Genomic DNA, 16,152 nt, shown 5'->3' with positions numbered 1-16,152 from the left:
GTATGGCGAAACTTGCCGTGCGCGTCCTGCTGGCGGTTGTTCTGGCAACCACCACGGCAATGTTTTTGCCCGTTAGCGGAATGCGCCCAGCAATAGCCCAGGCGGTTGATCCCGTGATCATCCGTTCCGGGGTGCATAGCGGTTATGGACGAATTGTTCTGCAATGGAACAAGCCGGTCAATTACAGCGCCGAAATTATCGGCGATCAGCTTGTTGTGCGCTTTGACGAGCCGCTTGTTGCCTCTTTGCGCGGGGTGTTGAACCCTGTTTCCAAATATGTTTCCGATGGCTTCTTTGATCCGGATGGTCGTACGGTCGCCTTTGTTCTGAGCGACGATTACGAAGTCCGCGCCTTTAATGTCGGAAGCAATGTGGTTCTTGATATCCTGGATAAACCACAACCGGCATCGCCGCCGCCTGCCGCAGCCACACCAGAGCCGGTTCCACAAGTAACGCCTGCCCCGACAACGCCGGTTGAAACCGTTGCCACAGAAAACCCCGCACCACAGGCCCAGTCGGCAAATGCTGAACTGCTTGATGTCCGTGTCGGGCGTCATCCGACCTTTTACCGGTTGGTGTTTGATTGGCCCAAGCGGACTGACTACAGCCTCGAAGGGGCGCAAGGATCGCAAACATTGGCGTTTGATGCGCCGGCAAGGATAGATGCCACTGGTCTGTCGCGCCGTCTTCCCGAAGGTGTGCGTATTTCACAGGCCGGAACCAATCCGCTTGATGTGGTGATCGAAACCAATCCTGCACGGCAATTGCGTCATTTCCGTTCGGGGAACAAGGTTGTTGTTGATGTTATGGGGGCGCAACGTGCACCCGCAACCGACACGGCCGAAACCCGCCCGACAACCGCGTCCGGCGGTCAGAATACAGCAGCAACCGCGCCAACAGCACCCGCTGCGCCAAACGCACCGGCACCGCAACCGGCACCGCAACCTGCTGCGGGCAACCGAAACGGCGAGAATGTGGCATCCAGTGGCGCGGGGCAGTCACAGCCTGATACTGCTGCCAATGATAATCTTGATCCCAACTCGCCCGAGGCCATGGCAAGGACAGTTGCGGCTGAACAAGGTGCCCCAACAACCGGGAACGCCCCGCAGGAACGGACCAGCATCGGTAATCTTCAGGTTACGGTCGAACAGACCGCGACTGAAATGACGCTGGGCTTCCCGTTTGGACAGCCGGGTGGGGCCGCGGTTTGGGCACGTGCAGGATTCTTGTGGATGGCCTTTGATGTTCGCGCCAGCCTTGATCTTGAAACTGTGCGTCAGGAAGCCTCACAGATTATCGGCGTGATCGAACAGATCGAAAGCCCCTATGCAACCGTTCTGCGCATGACCATTCCCGATGGCATCGGCCTTTATACGACCCGAACGGCCGAAGGTGACTGGCGCGTTACGTTGCAGCAGGGGACATTGCAGCCGGTCGAAAAACTTGGACCGTCGATTGAGCTTGATGATCAGACCCGCGCGCGCCTGATTGTGCCGCTTGAGGATGTCGGCCCGATTATCCCGATTGATGATCCAGAAGTGGGCGATACCCTTCGTGTGGTGACGACCACCCAGTCGGGTTATGGCATCGAGGTCGCGCTGAACTATCCGGAATTCGAAGTCCTGCCCTCCGTGCAGGGCGTTGTCGTCGCGCCGATGAACGAAAGTGTTCAGGTCGCCGATCGCAGTGATGGACAGGCGGTGATTGTAACCGCGGCCGATGGTCTGAATATTTCGCCGGAAGGTGCGCGTCTGTTGGCATCGGCAACCGGTGTGCGTGCAAGTACGGGTGACGGCCGTGAAGGTTTGATTTTTGATCTTGATACATGGCGTCGCGGTGGACTGGACGAGTTCAACAAAGCCATCCGCAAGCTCCGTCTTGATATTGCCAATAGTGGTGACGAGCATCGCAACAAGGCCCGCCTTGAACTGGCCCAGTATTACATGGCCAACGGATTGGGCCCCGAAGCCAATGCCGTGGTGTCGGCAATGGAAGGCGACGATCCGCTAATTGCCCAGAAATTGCAGTTCCGTGCGCTGAAGGCCGCTGTCAAATTCCTTAATCGCGACTATGGCGAGGCAGAACGTCTGCTCAATGACGAACGTCTGCGTGCGATCCCCGAAATGAAAATGTGGCGTGCCGTCAACCTTGCAGCACTTGGACGCCCGAACGAGGGGGCACGTGATCTGCTCGACAGTTTCCATATTCTTGATTTCTATCCGCCAGAGTTGCTGTCGCGGCTTGGCCCGCTTGCGACCGAGCAGGCCCTGATCGTTGGAAATCCCGAAGCCGGCATGGACCTGATCGAGAAAATGCTGGTCACAAGTGGCCTTTCTGAATCGAAAATCCAGGATGTCCAGTATCTGAAGGGCTTCTTTGAAGAAGAAGCTGGCGAGTTGGAACAAGCTGTTGCGACCTGGGATCAGGTTGCAGAAGGCGACAACCGCAAGGCACGTGCGCATGCCATCTTTGATCGCACCGAACTTCTGATGCGCTTGCAGCGTTTGACTGTTGAAGATGCGATTGAACAGCTTCAACAACTGCGCTTTGCATGGCGCGGTGATGGCTTCGAGATGGCATTGCTCAAACGGATTGGCGAACTGCAGATCGAGAACAAGGATTTCCGTGACGGTCTAAATACCCTGCGTCAGGTAGCGATTTTCTTCCCCAACAAGCCGGTTGCGACCGAGGCCACCGACCTGATGCACAAGACGTTCGAAAATCTTTATCTGGGCGATGACATCAATAATATCTCGGCGATCAAGGCCGTCGCACTTTATGACGAGTTCCGCGAACTGACCCCCGCCGGGGAAAAGGGCGATGAACTGATCCGCCGTCTGGCCGACCGCATGGTGGATGTCGAGCTGTTTGAACGCGCCGAAAACCTTCTTGAGCATCAGGTCGATTTCCGCCTGAACGGTGTCGAAAAGGCCCGTGTGGGCGCGCGCTTGGCGCTGGTTTACCTGCTTGACAGCAAACCCGAAGATACCATCCGCGTCATCGATGATACCGACGAGCCGGGCGTTTCCGATGAACTGGCAACGCAACGTCGCCATCTGAAGGCACGGGCATTGCTTGATACCGATCGCGGGGCCGAGGCCATCGCATCGCTTGATGGTGATCTAAGCAAGAATGCAGAACTGCTGCGGGTCGATTATTATCGTCAGACCCGGGATTACATGTCCGCAGCTGAAACCTTCCAGCGTCTTGTTGGCGATGACGAAGAGCGGCAAAGCGGACCGATTTCCGACGAACGGGCGCGTTATCTTTTGAATTGGGCGGTTAACCTTGCGATGGCAGGGCAGGAACGCACCCTTAACATGTTGAAACGTCGTTACGGCGAAGGCATGGCACAAAGCCCGTTTGCCCAGGCATTTAGCCTGATTACATCGTCGCCCACGCAGGGGTTGATCGATTATCGCACGCTTGCGGACAAGGTTGATGAAGTGGAAAACTTCCAAGGCTTTCTTGCGACCTATCGCGATCAGTTGGAAAAATCCCAGCTTAGTGCTATAAATTAACGTTCGATAAATGTGTAACGTGGGCTAGCCGCGCCAAAAGCGTGGATTTCTGCCCGTTTTCTGCTGGTTTGAACGTGTGATTGCGAGTGTCGTGCTGTGATGGATCGTGCTCTTAAAATGGTCTATTACGATGAGGCGAATGTCGAAAAGGACATTTTCGCCCAGCTTTCGCTTGCCCAGAAGCATTTTCTGGGCGACGGAATGCCGCGTGATGAGTCCGCGACCCGCCGTATTCTTGATCAGATTCACCGCCAAAGCCGTGCATTTGCTGCTGTTTGCTATGGTTATATGCGCAGCAAGGGACTCGGCGTGTCCGAGGATCTTGGCGAAGGCCAGCAATGGTACCGCGAAGCCGCATACTGGTTCCACGAAGAAGCCGCATCGGGCGAACCGATTTCTGCAAACAATCTTGGCTATCTCTATGCCAAGGGCCTTGGCGTTCAGGAAAATGCCGAAACTGCGGCCCACTGGTTTGAAGAAGCCATCGAATTTGGTTCTGTTGCTGCCCTGTATAACCTTGGTGTTTGTTACCTTAACGGTTGGGGTGTCGATCAGGATGACGAAAAGGCAATTGAATATTTTGAACGCGCAAGCGATCTGAACGATCCATCTGCTGCCAGTGTTCTTGCCTATCTTTATCTTGAAGGGCGCGGTGTGAACCGTGATCCGGCCAAGTCATTTGAATTCAATATGCGTGCGGCCCGTGCCGGCAGCATTGAAGCTGCATCGGCCCTTGGCTATGCGCTTGGTGTTGGTCTTGGTGCTGAACGCAATATCGCCGAAAGCATCAGCTGGTTTGAACTGGCGGCAAGCGAAGGCGATGCCTATGCGCAGGCCAACCTTGCGATGTATTTCTGCCATTCCCCTGATTTGAAGCTGTTTAATCGGGGCTGGACGATGTTGATGAATGCCTGTGATCAGGGCGATGCGTCTGCAAAATATCAGATGACGCAAATCCTGATTTTCGGTGTGCCACATCGCGAACCTGATTATCCAAGTGCGCTTGATCTGGCGATGGACCTTGCCGAGCTTGGTCACCCGGGCGGCTATCACCTGATCGGGGTGATGTATGAACATGGTCTTGGCGTGCCGGTCGATATGGCACGTGCCGCGACCTGGTATGAACGCGCCGCCCGCAAGGGGTCGGCCAACGGGCAGGCCGCCCTTGGGCGTCTTTATGCGATTGGCAGTGGTGTCGAACAGGACAATATCCTTGCCTATTACTGGTTGCGGATGTCGGCCCCGACCGAGGGCAGTCAGGCCCAGCGTGAAATGGGGGCCATTCATGCCCGCATGACGGAACGCGAACGCCATATTGCCGAGAAATTCGTTGCCGAAAATCCCGGCCCGCGGCGGGGCAGCTTTGGCCTCAAACCGCTTGAACAAGACGTTTTCAAGGCCGCAAAACGGCGGTCATAAAGATTTGCGCATCATGTGCGCGACGTAATCTGGCCTGCGCCAGAGTGCCTGAGTCTAGGGAACAAAAAGTAAAAGCCGCCAGCTTCAAGCTTGGCGGCTTTTATAATGCGGATTTGCGATGATCTTCGCTAACGCCCGAAACTTTCGACCAGTGATCCGGCAATCAGATACCAGCCATCAACCATCACAAAGAAGATCAGCTTGAAGGGCAGGGAAATGATCACCGGCGGCAGCATCATCATGCCCATCGACATCAGAACACTGGCGACCACCATATCAATGATCAGGAACGGGATGAACAGAAGGAAGCCGATTTCAAAGGCCCGGCGCAATTCACTGATCATGAAAGCCGGGATCAACGAGCGCAGCGGGATGGTTTCCGGTGTGGTGACTTCAACCCCGGCCAGATTGACAAACAGCTGAAGGTCACGTTCTCGGACCTGGGTCATCATGAAGTCATGGACCGGTTTGACCGACCGCTCGAACCCTTCGAATTCATCGATATTGCCATTGATCATCGGCTGAAGACCCTCGTCCCAGACCCGTTCAAGGGTCGGCATCATGATGAACAGGGTCAGGAACATCGCCAGACTGATCAGAACCTGGTTGGGCGGCGATTGCTGAATGCCCAGTGCCGTACGAAGCAGGCTGAGAACCACGATGATACGGGTAAAGGACGTCACCATCATCAGGATGGCCGGCGCGATGCTAAGAACCGTGATCAGGCCGATCAACTGGATCAGACGGCCTGACGACGTTACGCCGGGACCGTCGCCAAGATCGAAATTGAATGTCTGGGCCTGCACGGTGTCGCCACCTGCAAGCAGGGCAATCAGCGGGATCAATGACCAGATGGCACACAGTGTCAGCCAGCGTGGCGCACGCCATCCGGTTTTGCCCGGTTTGGTCATTGCGGTTTGTGTCGGGTGCTGGTCGATGCGGCTCATGCAGGGTTGGTCCTGTCGTTGTTTTCCGGTTCTGCTGTATCAGAACCGGTTTCATCATTACCCGAAAGCGTATTGGTGTCGTCGCTTTTGCCGGTGTCAATCAGATCGACGAAATGGGTGCCGATATTCCGCTCGATAACCGTATCGCCCTGCGGGCTGAGCATGACCAGATGTTCGGTGTCATCACGACGCAACAAAACCAATCGTCTCTTGGTATCAACCGGAACGACTTCGACCACAGAGAGGCGCCGTTTGGCACCGCGACGGTTGATGTTGCGCGCACCGGGAATAATGCGCCGTGCAACCAGTGCAAATATGCCGATGATCCCCAGCACAAAAAGCAGGGCGGCAACAAACCGGTAATAGGCGCTTAGTTCCATCAGGTAGCTTTCCCCGAGAACAACCAGTGACCTGTGTCGGTCGTGCGGTCGTGATCGTTATCTTTATTTGCCATCAGTGTTTCTGTTTACCGTGCCACTGACAGGCAGGCAAGTTGCCATCACGTGCAAAGCCGATGGCAGATTGTTTGAATTCAGCCGCTTGGCCGGGATATGACCTATTTGGTGCGGGCGGCTTGGGCATAGGCATTGGTGGCCTGTGCGGTGTTGCTGATGCCGCGCAACTGGCGCTGAATATCGGAATATTCCTTTTGCATATTGGCTTCGAGCTGACCAAGTTCGTCGCCAAGGGCGGCCAAAAGTGGTGCAACTTCGCGGCGCTGCTCGGCGCCCATCGAACGTGCCTGATCACACAGATCGGCAATCCGGTGTTCAAGGGCCGACAATTCGACAACCTTGCCATCGTCAAGATATCGCTGTCCGGTACGGATCAGGGACAGAACGCGTTTCAGATCTTTCTTGAACTGATCGGGCTTGAATTGTTCAGGGCTCATGATTGGCCTTTCCCATTGAGATCAACGTTTCGATCAAACGATGTTGCTGCTGTGACTTCGTCTTGCGGCTCGGTCTTGCTGCGCGATGAACCGCCATAGATACGATTTATCCGATAAATATAGTTTAAAATTTCGGCGACGGCGGCAAAGGCTTCGAGCGGAATTTCGCTGTCGACATCCACGGCCATCAGAATTTCGGCAAGATCACTGTCTTTACGGACCTTGATCCCGTTGGCAAAGGCGACTTGCAATATCTGTTCCGCAACGCTGCCTGCGCCCTTGGCACTTAAAATCGGGGCATTGTCGCGCCCATGCGCATACCGAAGTGCGACGGCCTTCTGGTCCTGTTCGCCCGGTGCGGCAAGATTTTCCGTCTTGCTTGCCGGTTGGTCGGTAATGTCATAGGTGGGCTTGTTCGCGCTCATATCGCCCTTCATTGCAGGTCATTGATGCCTGACTGTGATCTTCAAGCGTCGACCATAGAGCAAAGATGGTCAACAAATCGTTGTCGATACACGATCGCAGTGCCCGGAGCCGGGCGCATGCGACAATAAGAAGGATGAGAGCCAGATGATGGGTCAATATCCCGGCTACCTGCCTGGAAGATGACGGTGCCTGCAAGCAGGCAGATATGTTTGGCGGGCGCCGGACATCCCGGCTTTGCCCTGATCAATCAGCTATTACCGGCATTCTCGTCGGTATCTGATTTCTTTTCGCTGATGTCCTTGGCCGGGCTGTTGGCCCCTCCGAGATGACGAATGATGTCTTCACTGACAGCAGCCGAACGGTTTTCTTCCTGAATGCGGTCATAAAGTTCGCGTCGAAGAACCTGAACATCTTCGGGGAAAGTAAAGCCAAGTTTGACGGTCTTGCCACGGACCTCAACGACGGTGACTTCGATATTGTCGTCAATGACAACGGAGTCGCCAACTTTTCGTGTGAGATAGAGCATACAGTGTTCCGGTTTCGATAGATGGTAAACAGAATTTACCAGACGGAACACAATATGCCCATTTTCAAACGCGGGGTCTAGTGCCCGACGCGAATTGGTCAGACCTCGGGCAATTTCAAAGATCTTGGACAGTTTGGCACGCTTCATGCATTTGTGTTGGCAGGATCAAACGGGGCGGCAAAATCAACCATCCGGGCGATCCTGACCCGATCCGGGCAACGGCGTTAACTTCGGCTTTACCCGCGCAGTCAATACTCGGAAAGCGCAGACAAGGAGCAGGAAATGGATATCGGCAAACTTGGCATGTTCGCCAATCTCAAAGAGAAGATGGACTGGCTCACCCAGCGCCAGGAAGTCATTGCGCAGAATATCGCCAACTCCGATACGCCGAATTACCGCGCCAGTGATCTCAAAGAATTCGATCCGAAGAATATCGGTCGTGATCGCCAGTTCATTCTTGCAATGCAGGCAACCACACCCGGTCATACGCAGGGTCTGCACAAACCGCAGAACTTCAAGGACGAGGAAGTGCGCAAGAACTATGAAGTCGCGCCGGGCAAAAACGCCGTGATCCTTGAAGAACAGATGGTCAAGATGAACGAAAACCAGGTCGATTATCAGACCATGACCCGTCTGTATGCCAAACAGAAATCAATGTTCATTTCGGCCCTTGGCCGCGTGTAACCATAAGTTAGAGAGCTGAAACCATGGAACTTTACAAGGCTTTTAAAATCTCTGCTGCTGGTATGCGCGCACAGGGCACTCGTCTTCGCGTTGCTGCGGAAAACGTTGCCAACGCCGACAGTCTTCCGACTGCACCGGGACAGGACCCGTACCGCCGCAAGCTTCTGACATTCAAGAATGTCATGGACCGCGAAGTCGGTGTCGAAATGGTCAAGGTCAATAAGGTAATGCCAGATCGTTCTGATTTTGGTATGAAGTATGAACCAAGCCATCCGGCAGCCAACGATCAGGGCTATGTCCAGACCCCGAACGTTGAAACGCTTGTTGAAATGATGGATATGCGCGAAGCACAGCGTTCATACGAGGCCAACCTCAATGTGATCCAGTCATCGCGCAGCATGTTGCTCAAGACCCTTGATATTCTGCAATAAGCAGTCGATATCAAACGGGACTGAAGACGTTTAAGGATTGAAACCCATGGTCGCCAGCTTCAACGATGCCATTTCTGCCTACCGCAATGCGGCTGCGGGCAAGACCAATACCGTTACGGAAACCGTAACCGGCACCGGCACCAAGGTTAATCCGGGGGAAAGTTTTGCCGACATGGTACGTGGTGCTGCACATGATGCGCGCGCAACCATGGTCAACAGTGAAACAATGACCCAGAAGGCAATCACCGGCGATGCGGAACTGCACGAAGTGGTCACGGCTGTTTCGGCCGCCGAGGTGACCCTGCGTACTGTGGTTTCGGTCCGTGACAAGGCGGTTGAAGCCTATCAGAGCATTCTGAACATGCCGGTCTGATCAGCCTGATCATGACCCCGTGATAAAACCGCACGCCAATCGTGCGGTTTTTGTTTTTGGGGCGGCACCAGGACAGGAAATCATGGCATTGGCGTCGCGAAATCCTGTATGAAGAATGGTGGTACTTCAATGTACTGCGTGAAAGTGACGACGAGGCGGGAAGATCAATGGATCAAGCTGAAATCATGGATGTGGCCTATGATGCAGTCTGGACGCTGCTGAAGGTAACCACACCGCTGATGCTGATTGCGCTTGGCGTTGGTCTGATCATTGCCCTGTTTCAGGCCCTGACCCAGATCCAGGAAATGACCCTGACCTTTGTTCCGAAAATCCTTGTGATTTTCATTGCGTTGCTGGTCTTGTTGCCGTGGATGATTACGGAACTGACCGAGTTCATGGGGCGCATGGTCGATCACTTCATTGGTTTGCCCAATTAGCGACGAAACCGGATTTCTGGTCCAAAAGTGCATCCCGCGCTTTGATGCAAGGCAGTCGAAGACAAGATGGATCTTCAGGAGCTTCTTACCCTTAACGTCTATGTCGTTCTGGTGACTTTCGCCAGGGTGGGGGCGGCTTTTTCCCTGATGCCGGGCATTGGTGCGCGTGCGGTTCCGGCCCGTGCCCGTCTGTTATTTGCCTTTTGGGTCTCGGTGGTCATTTCCCCGTTGGCCGGTCCGATGTTTCCGCCGCAACCGGCCGATGCACCGTCGCTTTTGCTGGTGATTGGGTATGAAGTCACGGTCGGGTTGTTCTTTGCCCTGTTTGCACAGGTGATGATGGCCGGTGTTCAGACGGCCGGGTCAATTATTGCCTATCTGTCGTCGATGGCGAACGCCTTTACCGCCGATCCGCTATCGGGGGCGCAAAGTGCGGTGACGGGCAATTTCCTGATGCAGGTTGCCCTGGTATTGCTGTTTGCGACCGGGATGGATCATTTGATGATCCAGGCCGTTTTTGAAAGCTATTCGCTGTTTCCGCCGGGCGGAGTCCTTCCTGTTGGTGATATGAGCGAGTTTTTTGCAAACGCCCTTAATGAAAGCTTCGTGATTGCGATGCAGATGTCTGCACCGTTTTTGATCGTTGCCATCTGTTTGCAGATTGCGTTGGGTTTGCTCAATAAACTGATGCCGCAATTGCCGGTGTTCTTTGTCGCCATGCCGATCCAGATCGCGCTGGCGTTGCTGTTGTTGACCTTGGCCCTGCCATCCATGATGATGGTCTATCTTGGATATTTCGAAAACGGGCTCGAGGCATTTCTCAATCCGTAAGGCGCAATGGAGTGTTCATCGTTCCATCATCCGCCCAGCATGAGTTGACGCATGTCAGAAGAAGACGACAGCCAAAAGACAGAAGACCCCACAAGTAAAAAGCTTGAGGACGCGCGAAAAAAGGGTCAGGTGCCGGTTTCGAAGGAAGTCGGCAACTTCATGCTGTTGTTTGGTGGCGGTCTGGTCATTCTGATGCTGGGTCCGAGCATGGCGGAAGGTGTGCGTGACCTTTCGCGCGGTTTCATCGAACATCCACATATGTATGACGTGTCCAATGCCGGATTACCCTTGCTGTTCAAGGACGTGATCATTGGTATGTTGTGGGTGTTGGGGATACCGTTTGTTCTTCTGGTCTTTTTTGCCGCTGCCGGTCATCTGATCCAGAACGGACTTGTTGTGGCGGCCGAGCGGATCGAGCCAAAACCGGACAAGCTTAATCCGCTCAATGGTCTCAAAAACCAGTTTTCCCTGAAAACCCTGGTCGAATTCGTCAAGAATGTCAGCAAAATCGTGCTTGTCGGCGTGGTCCTTGCCGTGGTGATCATGCCCGAAATGCTCGATATCGAGCTTTATCCCCAATTGTCCCTCGCGCTGACGCTTGAACGCCTTTACGACATGATCGTCATCCTGCTGATTGCAACCATTGCGTTAACTGCGGTGATTGCAGGGCTTGATTTTGCGTATCAGCGATACGAATTCAACAAGCAGATGAAAATGTCCAAGCAGGAGATCAAGGACGAATACAAGCAAACCGAGGGTAGCCCGGAAATCAAGGCCAAGGTCCGCCAGATCAGGATGGAACGTGCCCAGCAGCGCATGATGTCAAATGTGCCAAAGGCCGACGTCGTGATCACCAACCCGACGCACTACGCGGTTGCCTTGCAATATGATGTCGGGGCAATGGCAGCCCCGGTTTGTGTGGCCAAGGGGCAGGATAATATCGCCCTGAAAATTCGTGAAGTTGCCGAAGAACACAAAATCACGATCATGGAAAACCCGCCGGTTGCACGTGCCTTGTTTGCAACCGTCGAAGTCGATCAGGAAATTCCGCCGGAACATTACAAGGCGGTGGCAGAAATCATCTCGTTCGTTTTCCGCCAGAAGGGCAAAAAGCTGGGGTAATGGCGTCTGTGACGCGTTCAGCTTTCTGTCATGTTCGTTTGAAATACGAATTGTAAGAATTCTTAACTGCAACGATCCAGATCAATTCAGGCTTTATACAATCGTTGTAATGTTAAAAATTAGAGTTCCCATTTAATGGTGTAGATACTATACGAATGGAATGTTTTCTCGTTCGCGCGACTGCGCGCGACGATCAGAAATGGTGGGATTGATCTGATGAATTTCAGGATTGCCGGGCAGATAGCCCTGTCTAACGCGATCATTGTTGCAATGTTGATCATTGTAGCTGTTGGTATAGGTTTCGTGAATGCCGATGGTCGCCGTGCAACGCATGAGGCCGCCAAAATCGGCGTCGTTGCCAGTACCGACATCCCTGTTCTGATCAAAAGCATCGAAGGCGCGCGCTATAACGTCATTCAGGTGCAGCAGTGGCTAACCGATATTTCGGCAACCCGCGGGCTGGATGGCCTTAATGACGGCTTTGACGAGGCCGAAGCCGCCGCAAAGGGGCTGAATGAAAACCTCGTGATTGCCAAGGCCCTTGCCAAAAAACTTGATCAACGTGAACTCCTGACGTCGCTTGATGCTGTAGAGGCTGCTTTCCCGGCCTATTATGCCGCCGGAAAGCAGATGGCACAGGGCTATATCGATGGTGGCCCGGAAGTCGGTAACAAGATGATGGGCAACTTTGATGATGCCGCGGCAAATCTTGCCTCGGCCCTCGAAGTCGCGGTCGAGAAAACCGAAAGTTACTCCAGTGCTGTTGAAACCGAGCTGGTGGCGAAGCTGACCGGGCTTGAACAGAACGTTCAGTCGATCTTTTGGCTGACGACGTCGGTCACGGCTGCCTCGATCCTGATTTGTGCGCTGATCGCATGGGTAATGCATCGCCGTATTTCCAGTCCGGTTGCCGAAAGCGTCAGCATGCTGGGCCAGCTTGCCGATGGCAATTATCAAATCAAGCTTAAGGAATCTGATCGCAGCGATGAAATCGGCGACCTTGTTCGTGTCATGCACATCTTCCGAGAAACCGGGATGAATAACCTCAAGATGCGTGAACAGCAGGAAGCAGATCGCAAACAGGCAGAAAAAGAACGCCAACAGTCGCTGATGCAGATGGCCGAGCGGGTTGAAAATGAAACCCGCCGCGTTGTTGAGACTATTTCGGGTCAAACCAACGAACTGGCCGGTGCCGCGCAGCGTATGGCAAGCTCGGCCGATCTGGTGCAGGGCAATTCCGAAACCGTTGCCGCGGCGTCATCGCAGGCGCTTGCAACCGTCGAAGCTGTTGCCGGTGCAGGCGAACAGTTGAATTCGTCGCTTGGTGAAATCAACAGCCAGATTGCCCGTGCAAACCGGGTCAGCGAAGATGCCGTCGAAGCAAGCCGTTCAACCGAAACCACGGTTTCGCAACTGGCTGACAGTGTGCGCGGAATTGGCGAAGTGGTCGAACTGATTTCCGGTATTGCCGAACAGACCAACCTTCTGGCCCTTAACGCAACCATCGAAGCCGCTCGTGCCGGGGATGCGGGCAAGGGCTTTGCCGTTGTGGCCCAGGAAGTCAAAAACCTTGCCACCCAGACCAGCCGTTCAACCGATGAAATTACCCGGCAGATCGCTGAAATTCAGGCCGTCACTGATTCTGCGGTAAAGGCAGTTGCGACGATCGCCGAGAAAATTCACGAAATGGACGAGGTGTCGACGGCAATCGCAGCAGCGGTCGAAGAACAAAGTGCCGCGACGTCCGAAATTGCCCGGAACGTCAATGAAACAGCCGCGGCATCGCGCGAAGTATCGATGCGTATCAGCGAAGTTTCAACCGAGGCATCGGGAACCGGGCGCATGGCCGCCGAGGTCGGAAATCTTGCCGACAAAGTGGCTGAAGCTGTCCGTGACTTGCGTCAGGTTCTGGTGGAAGTCGTTCGCACATCGACATCCGACGTGGATCGCCGAACCGCCAAACGCCATCCGTCTGCAGTCGAGGTGACCTATCGCAATGGTGGCAAGTCCGGCCGTGCCCGTCTGGAAAACGTTTCGGAAAAAGGTGCGCTGTTGTTGACCAGCGATAACCTTGTCAAAGGCAGCAAAATCGATCTCGAACTGCCGGGCGTTTCCGGATCGGTTCGCGCCGTTGTCCGAAATGTCAGCGATGGCAATGTCAGCCTTGAATTCGATGGCACCAAACTTGACGCCGGACAGGTTAAGCGTCTGGCGCGATAAGACAGAGAATTGACTAAGAGAAAGTAGGACAATCTACGGACAGGTTGTCGAAATCGTGCCGAAGGCGGGGCCAGTATTGGTCCTGCCTTTTGCTTTTGGAACTCGCTTGTTCGAAATGATTTGTCACCCTTCTAAAAGTTGCCCCTTTTAATCTGTTGTTTTTAAAGGAATAAAAAATGTTTATCCACAGGGTGAATATTTTGGTGTCGAAAATGATGAATTTGTTTGTTGGGTGCAATTTTAACGCGTAGCTTCGATGCCAATCCGGGCATCAGTACCACGAATACTGATGCAGAAAACGATAGCGTCGAGATGAAAATTGGAACTTTTGCAAACGCAGATTGATTTGGAGTTACGTCAACTTTCTGGACGTATTTCAAGGACGGATGATCTGTTGGGATTGTTGCGAATAGCATCGAACTTCGCAGAGTTGGGACAAAAAGACCGTGTTGAACGTTTGCTTGTCGAGATTTGTGATCACCAAATAATAAGCGAGTTTGAGCATCGTGACAGGGTCTGGATTTCCCGAATGCTTGCTCAGCTTTGGTTCTCTTTGGGGGACCAGTCAAAGGCAATGGCGGAGATTTCTTGTATAGAAACCCGCATCGCTTCGGCATCTGAAGAACGTCTGAAAGATGAAGCTCTTTGGCAACTATTTTTGCTTTGGCACCAGCAGGCAGATGTCAGTGAAATGACAAGAGTCTTGAGCCGATTTAACGGAAGTTTTTATCGCCTGAAATGTCAGGAGCGGTTGATTAAACTGCTCTGCGCTCAAGGCAATTTCGTCGCAGCCCAGAAGCATATCGCGCAAATCAAAGAGCAGGGAGATCGTATCTTCCCTTTAAAGTGGATGTGCAATGCGATGCTCAAACATGGAAAAGCAGAGAATGCCGTCTGGGTGGTGAATGATCTCTTGTCATCAGCCGCCATGCGGGCGGTCGTCCTTTCCAGTAGTCTCTTGCATTGGCAACAAGTTCAAGATGGAGAGCTGGCAGATGTGTAGCTTTTGTGTGGAGTACATGGTGCTCGATATCTTATCTACACCGCCATCTGTCTACAGGGAAACAAGGTTGGAAGAGAACTTTTCGGTACAGGTTTCTCTTTGTCTGGAGGAAAGCACGGCACCTGAACTGTTTCTTGATCTGCAGGCTCCGCATGACCGTGCATCGATACTGGCTGCACGGGTTTTGATTGATGCAGTGCAAGATTGTCAGAACGGCTTTTGGTGTCATGAGGTAATCCGCCAGATAGCCGAACCGGAAATAAGACGCTGGATGATGACAAAGGATGCCGCCGGCATACCAGTAACCGAGGTTTCAAAAGTCTTTGATGATGGACGGCTGTCCGCAATCTCGCTCGGAGATTGGGCAAAAAAACATTGGCAGCTGCGCTCCGGAAACGCGACGGAGAACCTGGATCTCAGGATTTCGGACATGTTGGCGGTCGCCGTTGCATCTGAGCTTTGGAAGTTCGACGACGCATTTGGCTACATATTACGCAACATCGTAAGTCGCGAAACAGTCGACCATGTCATGTTTGATCCATGCGGAGAAATGTGGGTCGATCGTGTGGCCGCACGTTCGTTGTGTCGTAAATCGCATTGCAGCGACGATAGTTGGAAAAAGCAATTCAGTCGGCCATTCCTCGTCGAATATCTGCAAGCTTTGAACTATTTAACAAGTGTTCTTTAGAAAGATGAAACACAATGACCAATACGTTTGTTCAATTGATCAGTACCGGTTTAGAAGGTGCTGTCGGGGACTATCAGGTCATATCTAGGCTCGCGCATCGCGATGTTAAGCCTAAAGAAGACCAGATTAAATGTCATATCTTCAAGAGCTTTACTGATGCTGGATATCGGGTTCATGTTGAAGCCGCCGGCGTAGACAAAGGAAGTAGAACGGATATTTCCGTCATATCGAAAAGCGAAGATTCTTATGTTTCGCATATCGAAATCAAAACAGCTTGGGCTGCGACAGGGTGGAATAACAAGCCACGAGAACAATTTTCTTCGTGGCGTAAGGATGTCGAGAAGCTAAGAAAAACAGATAGTGCTTCTAATATGGAAAATTATTTCGTTCTTCTCGTGGCATGCGAAGAAAATTCCATAGCACAAGATGCATTGTGCGATGTCAGAAAGCAGTTGTCCGCATTAGATGGAGTTGAGGAATTAGTGGTGTCGCCTGTCAGTAAAATGGCAGATTGGAATCGCCTTGATGCTATCCAGTATTTTATCTTTCAGATTGCCGCGTGAGGGCGTTTGAGAAAACCGAGCGTCTCTTGGTACTGCTATTAACTGAGAGAACATGACTGCGACTGGCTA

Annotated in this window: 17 protein-coding genes; 12 read left to right on the top strand and 5 right to left on the bottom strand. The window is 53.1% G+C overall.

Features of this window, described 5'->3' with window-relative positions:
* The first annotated feature begins 2 nt into the window (after positions 1–2).
* Complete coding sequence (locus TH19_RS08190; RefSeq protein WP_114101828.1) at positions 3–3,521, top strand: tetratricopeptide repeat protein; 3,519 nt, start codon at positions 3–5, stop codon at positions 3,519–3,521.
* 99 nt (positions 3,522–3,620) lie between these two features.
* Positions 3,621–4,940, top strand: a complete 1,320-nt coding sequence (locus TH19_RS08185) for an SEL1-like repeat protein (RefSeq protein WP_114101827.1) — start codon at positions 3,621–3,623, stop codon at positions 4,938–4,940.
* A gap of 128 nt (positions 4,941–5,068) precedes the next feature.
* On the opposite strand, the gene fliP is transcribed toward TH19_RS08185, so the two are convergent.
* The 5 genes from fliP to csrA all read right to left on the bottom strand — a co-directional run bounded on the left by fliP (position 5,069) and on the right by csrA (position 7,731).
* Positions 5,069–5,851 carry a flagellar type III secretion system pore protein FliP gene (gene fliP, locus TH19_RS08180; RefSeq protein WP_114101897.1) on the bottom strand — a complete coding sequence of 261 codons (783 nt, stop codon included), beginning with the start codon at positions 5,849–5,851 and terminating at the stop codon, positions 5,069–5,071.
* Between the two features lie 32 nt (positions 5,852–5,883).
* Positions 5,884–6,267: a FliO/MopB family protein gene (locus TH19_RS08175; RefSeq protein WP_114101826.1), complete on the bottom strand. Its 384-nt coding sequence runs from the start codon at positions 6,265–6,267 to the stop codon at positions 5,884–5,886.
* A gap of 176 nt (positions 6,268–6,443) precedes the next feature.
* Positions 6,444–6,779: a hypothetical protein gene (locus TH19_RS08170; RefSeq protein ID WP_114101825.1), complete on the bottom strand. Its 336-nt coding sequence runs from the start codon at positions 6,777–6,779 to the stop codon at positions 6,444–6,446.
* On the bottom strand, positions 6,776–7,204 hold the full coding sequence (locus TH19_RS08165) for an EscU/YscU/HrcU family type III secretion system export apparatus switch protein (RefSeq protein ID WP_114101896.1): 429 nt from the start codon (positions 7,202–7,204) through the stop codon (positions 6,776–6,778). The genes TH19_RS08170 and TH19_RS08165 overlap by 4 nt, the downstream gene beginning before the upstream one ends.
* A 248-nt stretch (positions 7,205–7,452) precedes the next feature.
* Positions 7,453–7,731: a carbon storage regulator CsrA gene (gene csrA / locus TH19_RS08160; protein ID WP_114101895.1), complete on the bottom strand. Its 279-nt coding sequence runs from the start codon at positions 7,729–7,731 to the stop codon at positions 7,453–7,455.
* Positions 7,732–8,013: 282 nt separating this feature from the next.
* Here csrA and flgB point away from each other — a divergent pair, with 282 nt between their 5' ends.
* The 10 genes from flgB to TH19_RS08110 all read left to right on the top strand — a co-directional run bounded on the left by flgB (position 8,014) and on the right by TH19_RS08110 (position 16,083).
* Complete coding sequence (gene flgB / locus TH19_RS08155) at positions 8,014–8,415, top strand: flagellar basal body rod protein FlgB (RefSeq protein WP_114101824.1); 402 nt, start codon at positions 8,014–8,016, stop codon at positions 8,413–8,415.
* Between the two features lie 23 nt (positions 8,416–8,438).
* Complete coding sequence (flgC, locus tag TH19_RS08150; protein WP_114101823.1) at positions 8,439–8,846, top strand: flagellar basal body rod protein FlgC; 408 nt, start codon at positions 8,439–8,441, stop codon at positions 8,844–8,846.
* 46 nt (positions 8,847–8,892) lie between these two features.
* Positions 8,893–9,219 carry a flagellar hook-basal body complex protein FliE gene (fliE, locus tag TH19_RS08145; RefSeq protein WP_114101822.1) on the top strand — a complete coding sequence of 109 codons (327 nt, stop codon included), beginning with the start codon at positions 8,893–8,895 and terminating at the stop codon, positions 9,217–9,219.
* Positions 9,220–9,260: 41 nt separating this feature from the next.
* Entirely contained in the window at positions 9,261–9,656 is a 396-nt protein-coding gene (gene fliQ / locus TH19_RS08140; RefSeq protein WP_309471251.1) for a flagellar biosynthesis protein FliQ, read from the top strand.
* A 66-nt stretch (positions 9,657–9,722) separates the two neighbouring features.
* Complete coding sequence (fliR, locus tag TH19_RS08135) at positions 9,723–10,487, top strand: flagellar biosynthetic protein FliR (protein ID WP_114101820.1); 765 nt, start codon at positions 9,723–9,725, stop codon at positions 10,485–10,487.
* Between the two features lie 51 nt (positions 10,488–10,538).
* Positions 10,539–11,609 (top strand): flagellar biosynthesis protein FlhB, encoded by a 1,071-nt coding sequence (flhB, locus tag TH19_RS08130; protein ID WP_114101819.1) that lies wholly within the window; start codon positions 10,539–10,541, stop codon positions 11,607–11,609.
* Positions 11,610–11,825: 216 nt separating this feature from the next.
* Positions 11,826–13,829 carry a methyl-accepting chemotaxis protein gene (locus TH19_RS08125; protein WP_114101818.1) on the top strand — a complete coding sequence of 668 codons (2,004 nt, stop codon included), beginning with the start codon at positions 11,826–11,828 and terminating at the stop codon, positions 13,827–13,829.
* A gap of 319 nt (positions 13,830–14,148) precedes the next feature.
* Entirely contained in the window at positions 14,149–14,832 is a 684-nt protein-coding gene (locus TH19_RS08120) for a hypothetical protein (protein WP_147250738.1), read from the top strand.
* Positions 14,833–14,899: 67 nt separating this feature from the next.
* A complete protein-coding gene (locus TH19_RS08115; RefSeq protein WP_147250737.1) occupies positions 14,900–15,520 on the top strand; it encodes a hypothetical protein in 621 nt (206 codons plus the stop codon).
* Between the two features lie 14 nt (positions 15,521–15,534).
* On the top strand, positions 15,535–16,083 hold the full coding sequence (locus tag TH19_RS08110; protein ID WP_114101815.1) for a hypothetical protein: 549 nt from the start codon (positions 15,535–15,537) through the stop codon (positions 16,081–16,083).
* Positions 16,084–16,152: the final 69 nt, after the last annotated feature.

It is taken from the genome of Thalassospira profundimaris (assembly GCF_003326675.1).
Lineage (GTDB): Bacteria > Pseudomonadota > Alphaproteobacteria > Rhodospirillales > Thalassospiraceae > Thalassospira > Thalassospira aquimaris.
The sequence above is the reverse complement of the archived record's forward strand: the minus strand, read 5'-3'. Positions and strand labels throughout refer to the sequence as shown.

Bases quoted from the DNA above. Each gene is read 5' to 3' on its own strand.
- flgC (WP_114101823.1), top strand. From the start codon at position 8,439: ATGGAACTTTACAAGGCTTTTAAAATCTCTGCTGCTGGTATGCGCGCA.
- fliP (WP_114101897.1), bottom strand. From the start codon at position 5,851: ATGACCAAACCGGGCAAAACCGGATGGCGTGCGCCACGCTGGCTGACA.
- TH19_RS08165 (WP_114101896.1), bottom strand. From the start codon at position 7,204: ATGAGCGCGAACAAGCCCACCTATGACATTACCGACCAACCGGCAAGC.
- flgB (WP_114101824.1), top strand. From the start codon at position 8,014: ATGGATATCGGCAAACTTGGCATGTTCGCCAATCTCAAAGAGAAGATG.
- TH19_RS08175 (WP_114101826.1), bottom strand. From the start codon at position 6,267: ATGGAACTAAGCGCCTATTACCGGTTTGTTGCCGCCCTGCTTTTTGTG.
- TH19_RS08125 (WP_114101818.1), top strand. From the start codon at position 11,826: ATGAATTTCAGGATTGCCGGGCAGATAGCCCTGTCTAACGCGATCATT.
- TH19_RS08190 (WP_114101828.1), top strand. From the start codon at position 3: ATGGCGAAACTTGCCGTGCGCGTCCTGCTGGCGGTTGTTCTGGCAACC.
- TH19_RS08185 (WP_114101827.1), top strand. From the start codon at position 3,621: ATGGATCGTGCTCTTAAAATGGTCTATTACGATGAGGCGAATGTCGAA.
- fliR (WP_114101820.1), top strand. From the start codon at position 9,723: ATGGATCTTCAGGAGCTTCTTACCCTTAACGTCTATGTCGTTCTGGTG.
- flhB (WP_114101819.1), top strand. From the start codon at position 10,539: ATGTCAGAAGAAGACGACAGCCAAAAGACAGAAGACCCCACAAGTAAA.
- csrA (WP_114101895.1), bottom strand. From the start codon at position 7,731: ATGCTCTATCTCACACGAAAAGTTGGCGACTCCGTTGTCATTGACGAC.
- fliE (WP_114101822.1), top strand. From the start codon at position 8,893: ATGGTCGCCAGCTTCAACGATGCCATTTCTGCCTACCGCAATGCGGCT.
- TH19_RS08170 (WP_114101825.1), bottom strand. From the start codon at position 6,779: ATGAGCCCTGAACAATTCAAGCCCGATCAGTTCAAGAAAGATCTGAAA.
- TH19_RS08110 (WP_114101815.1), top strand. From the start codon at position 15,535: ATGACCAATACGTTTGTTCAATTGATCAGTACCGGTTTAGAAGGTGCT.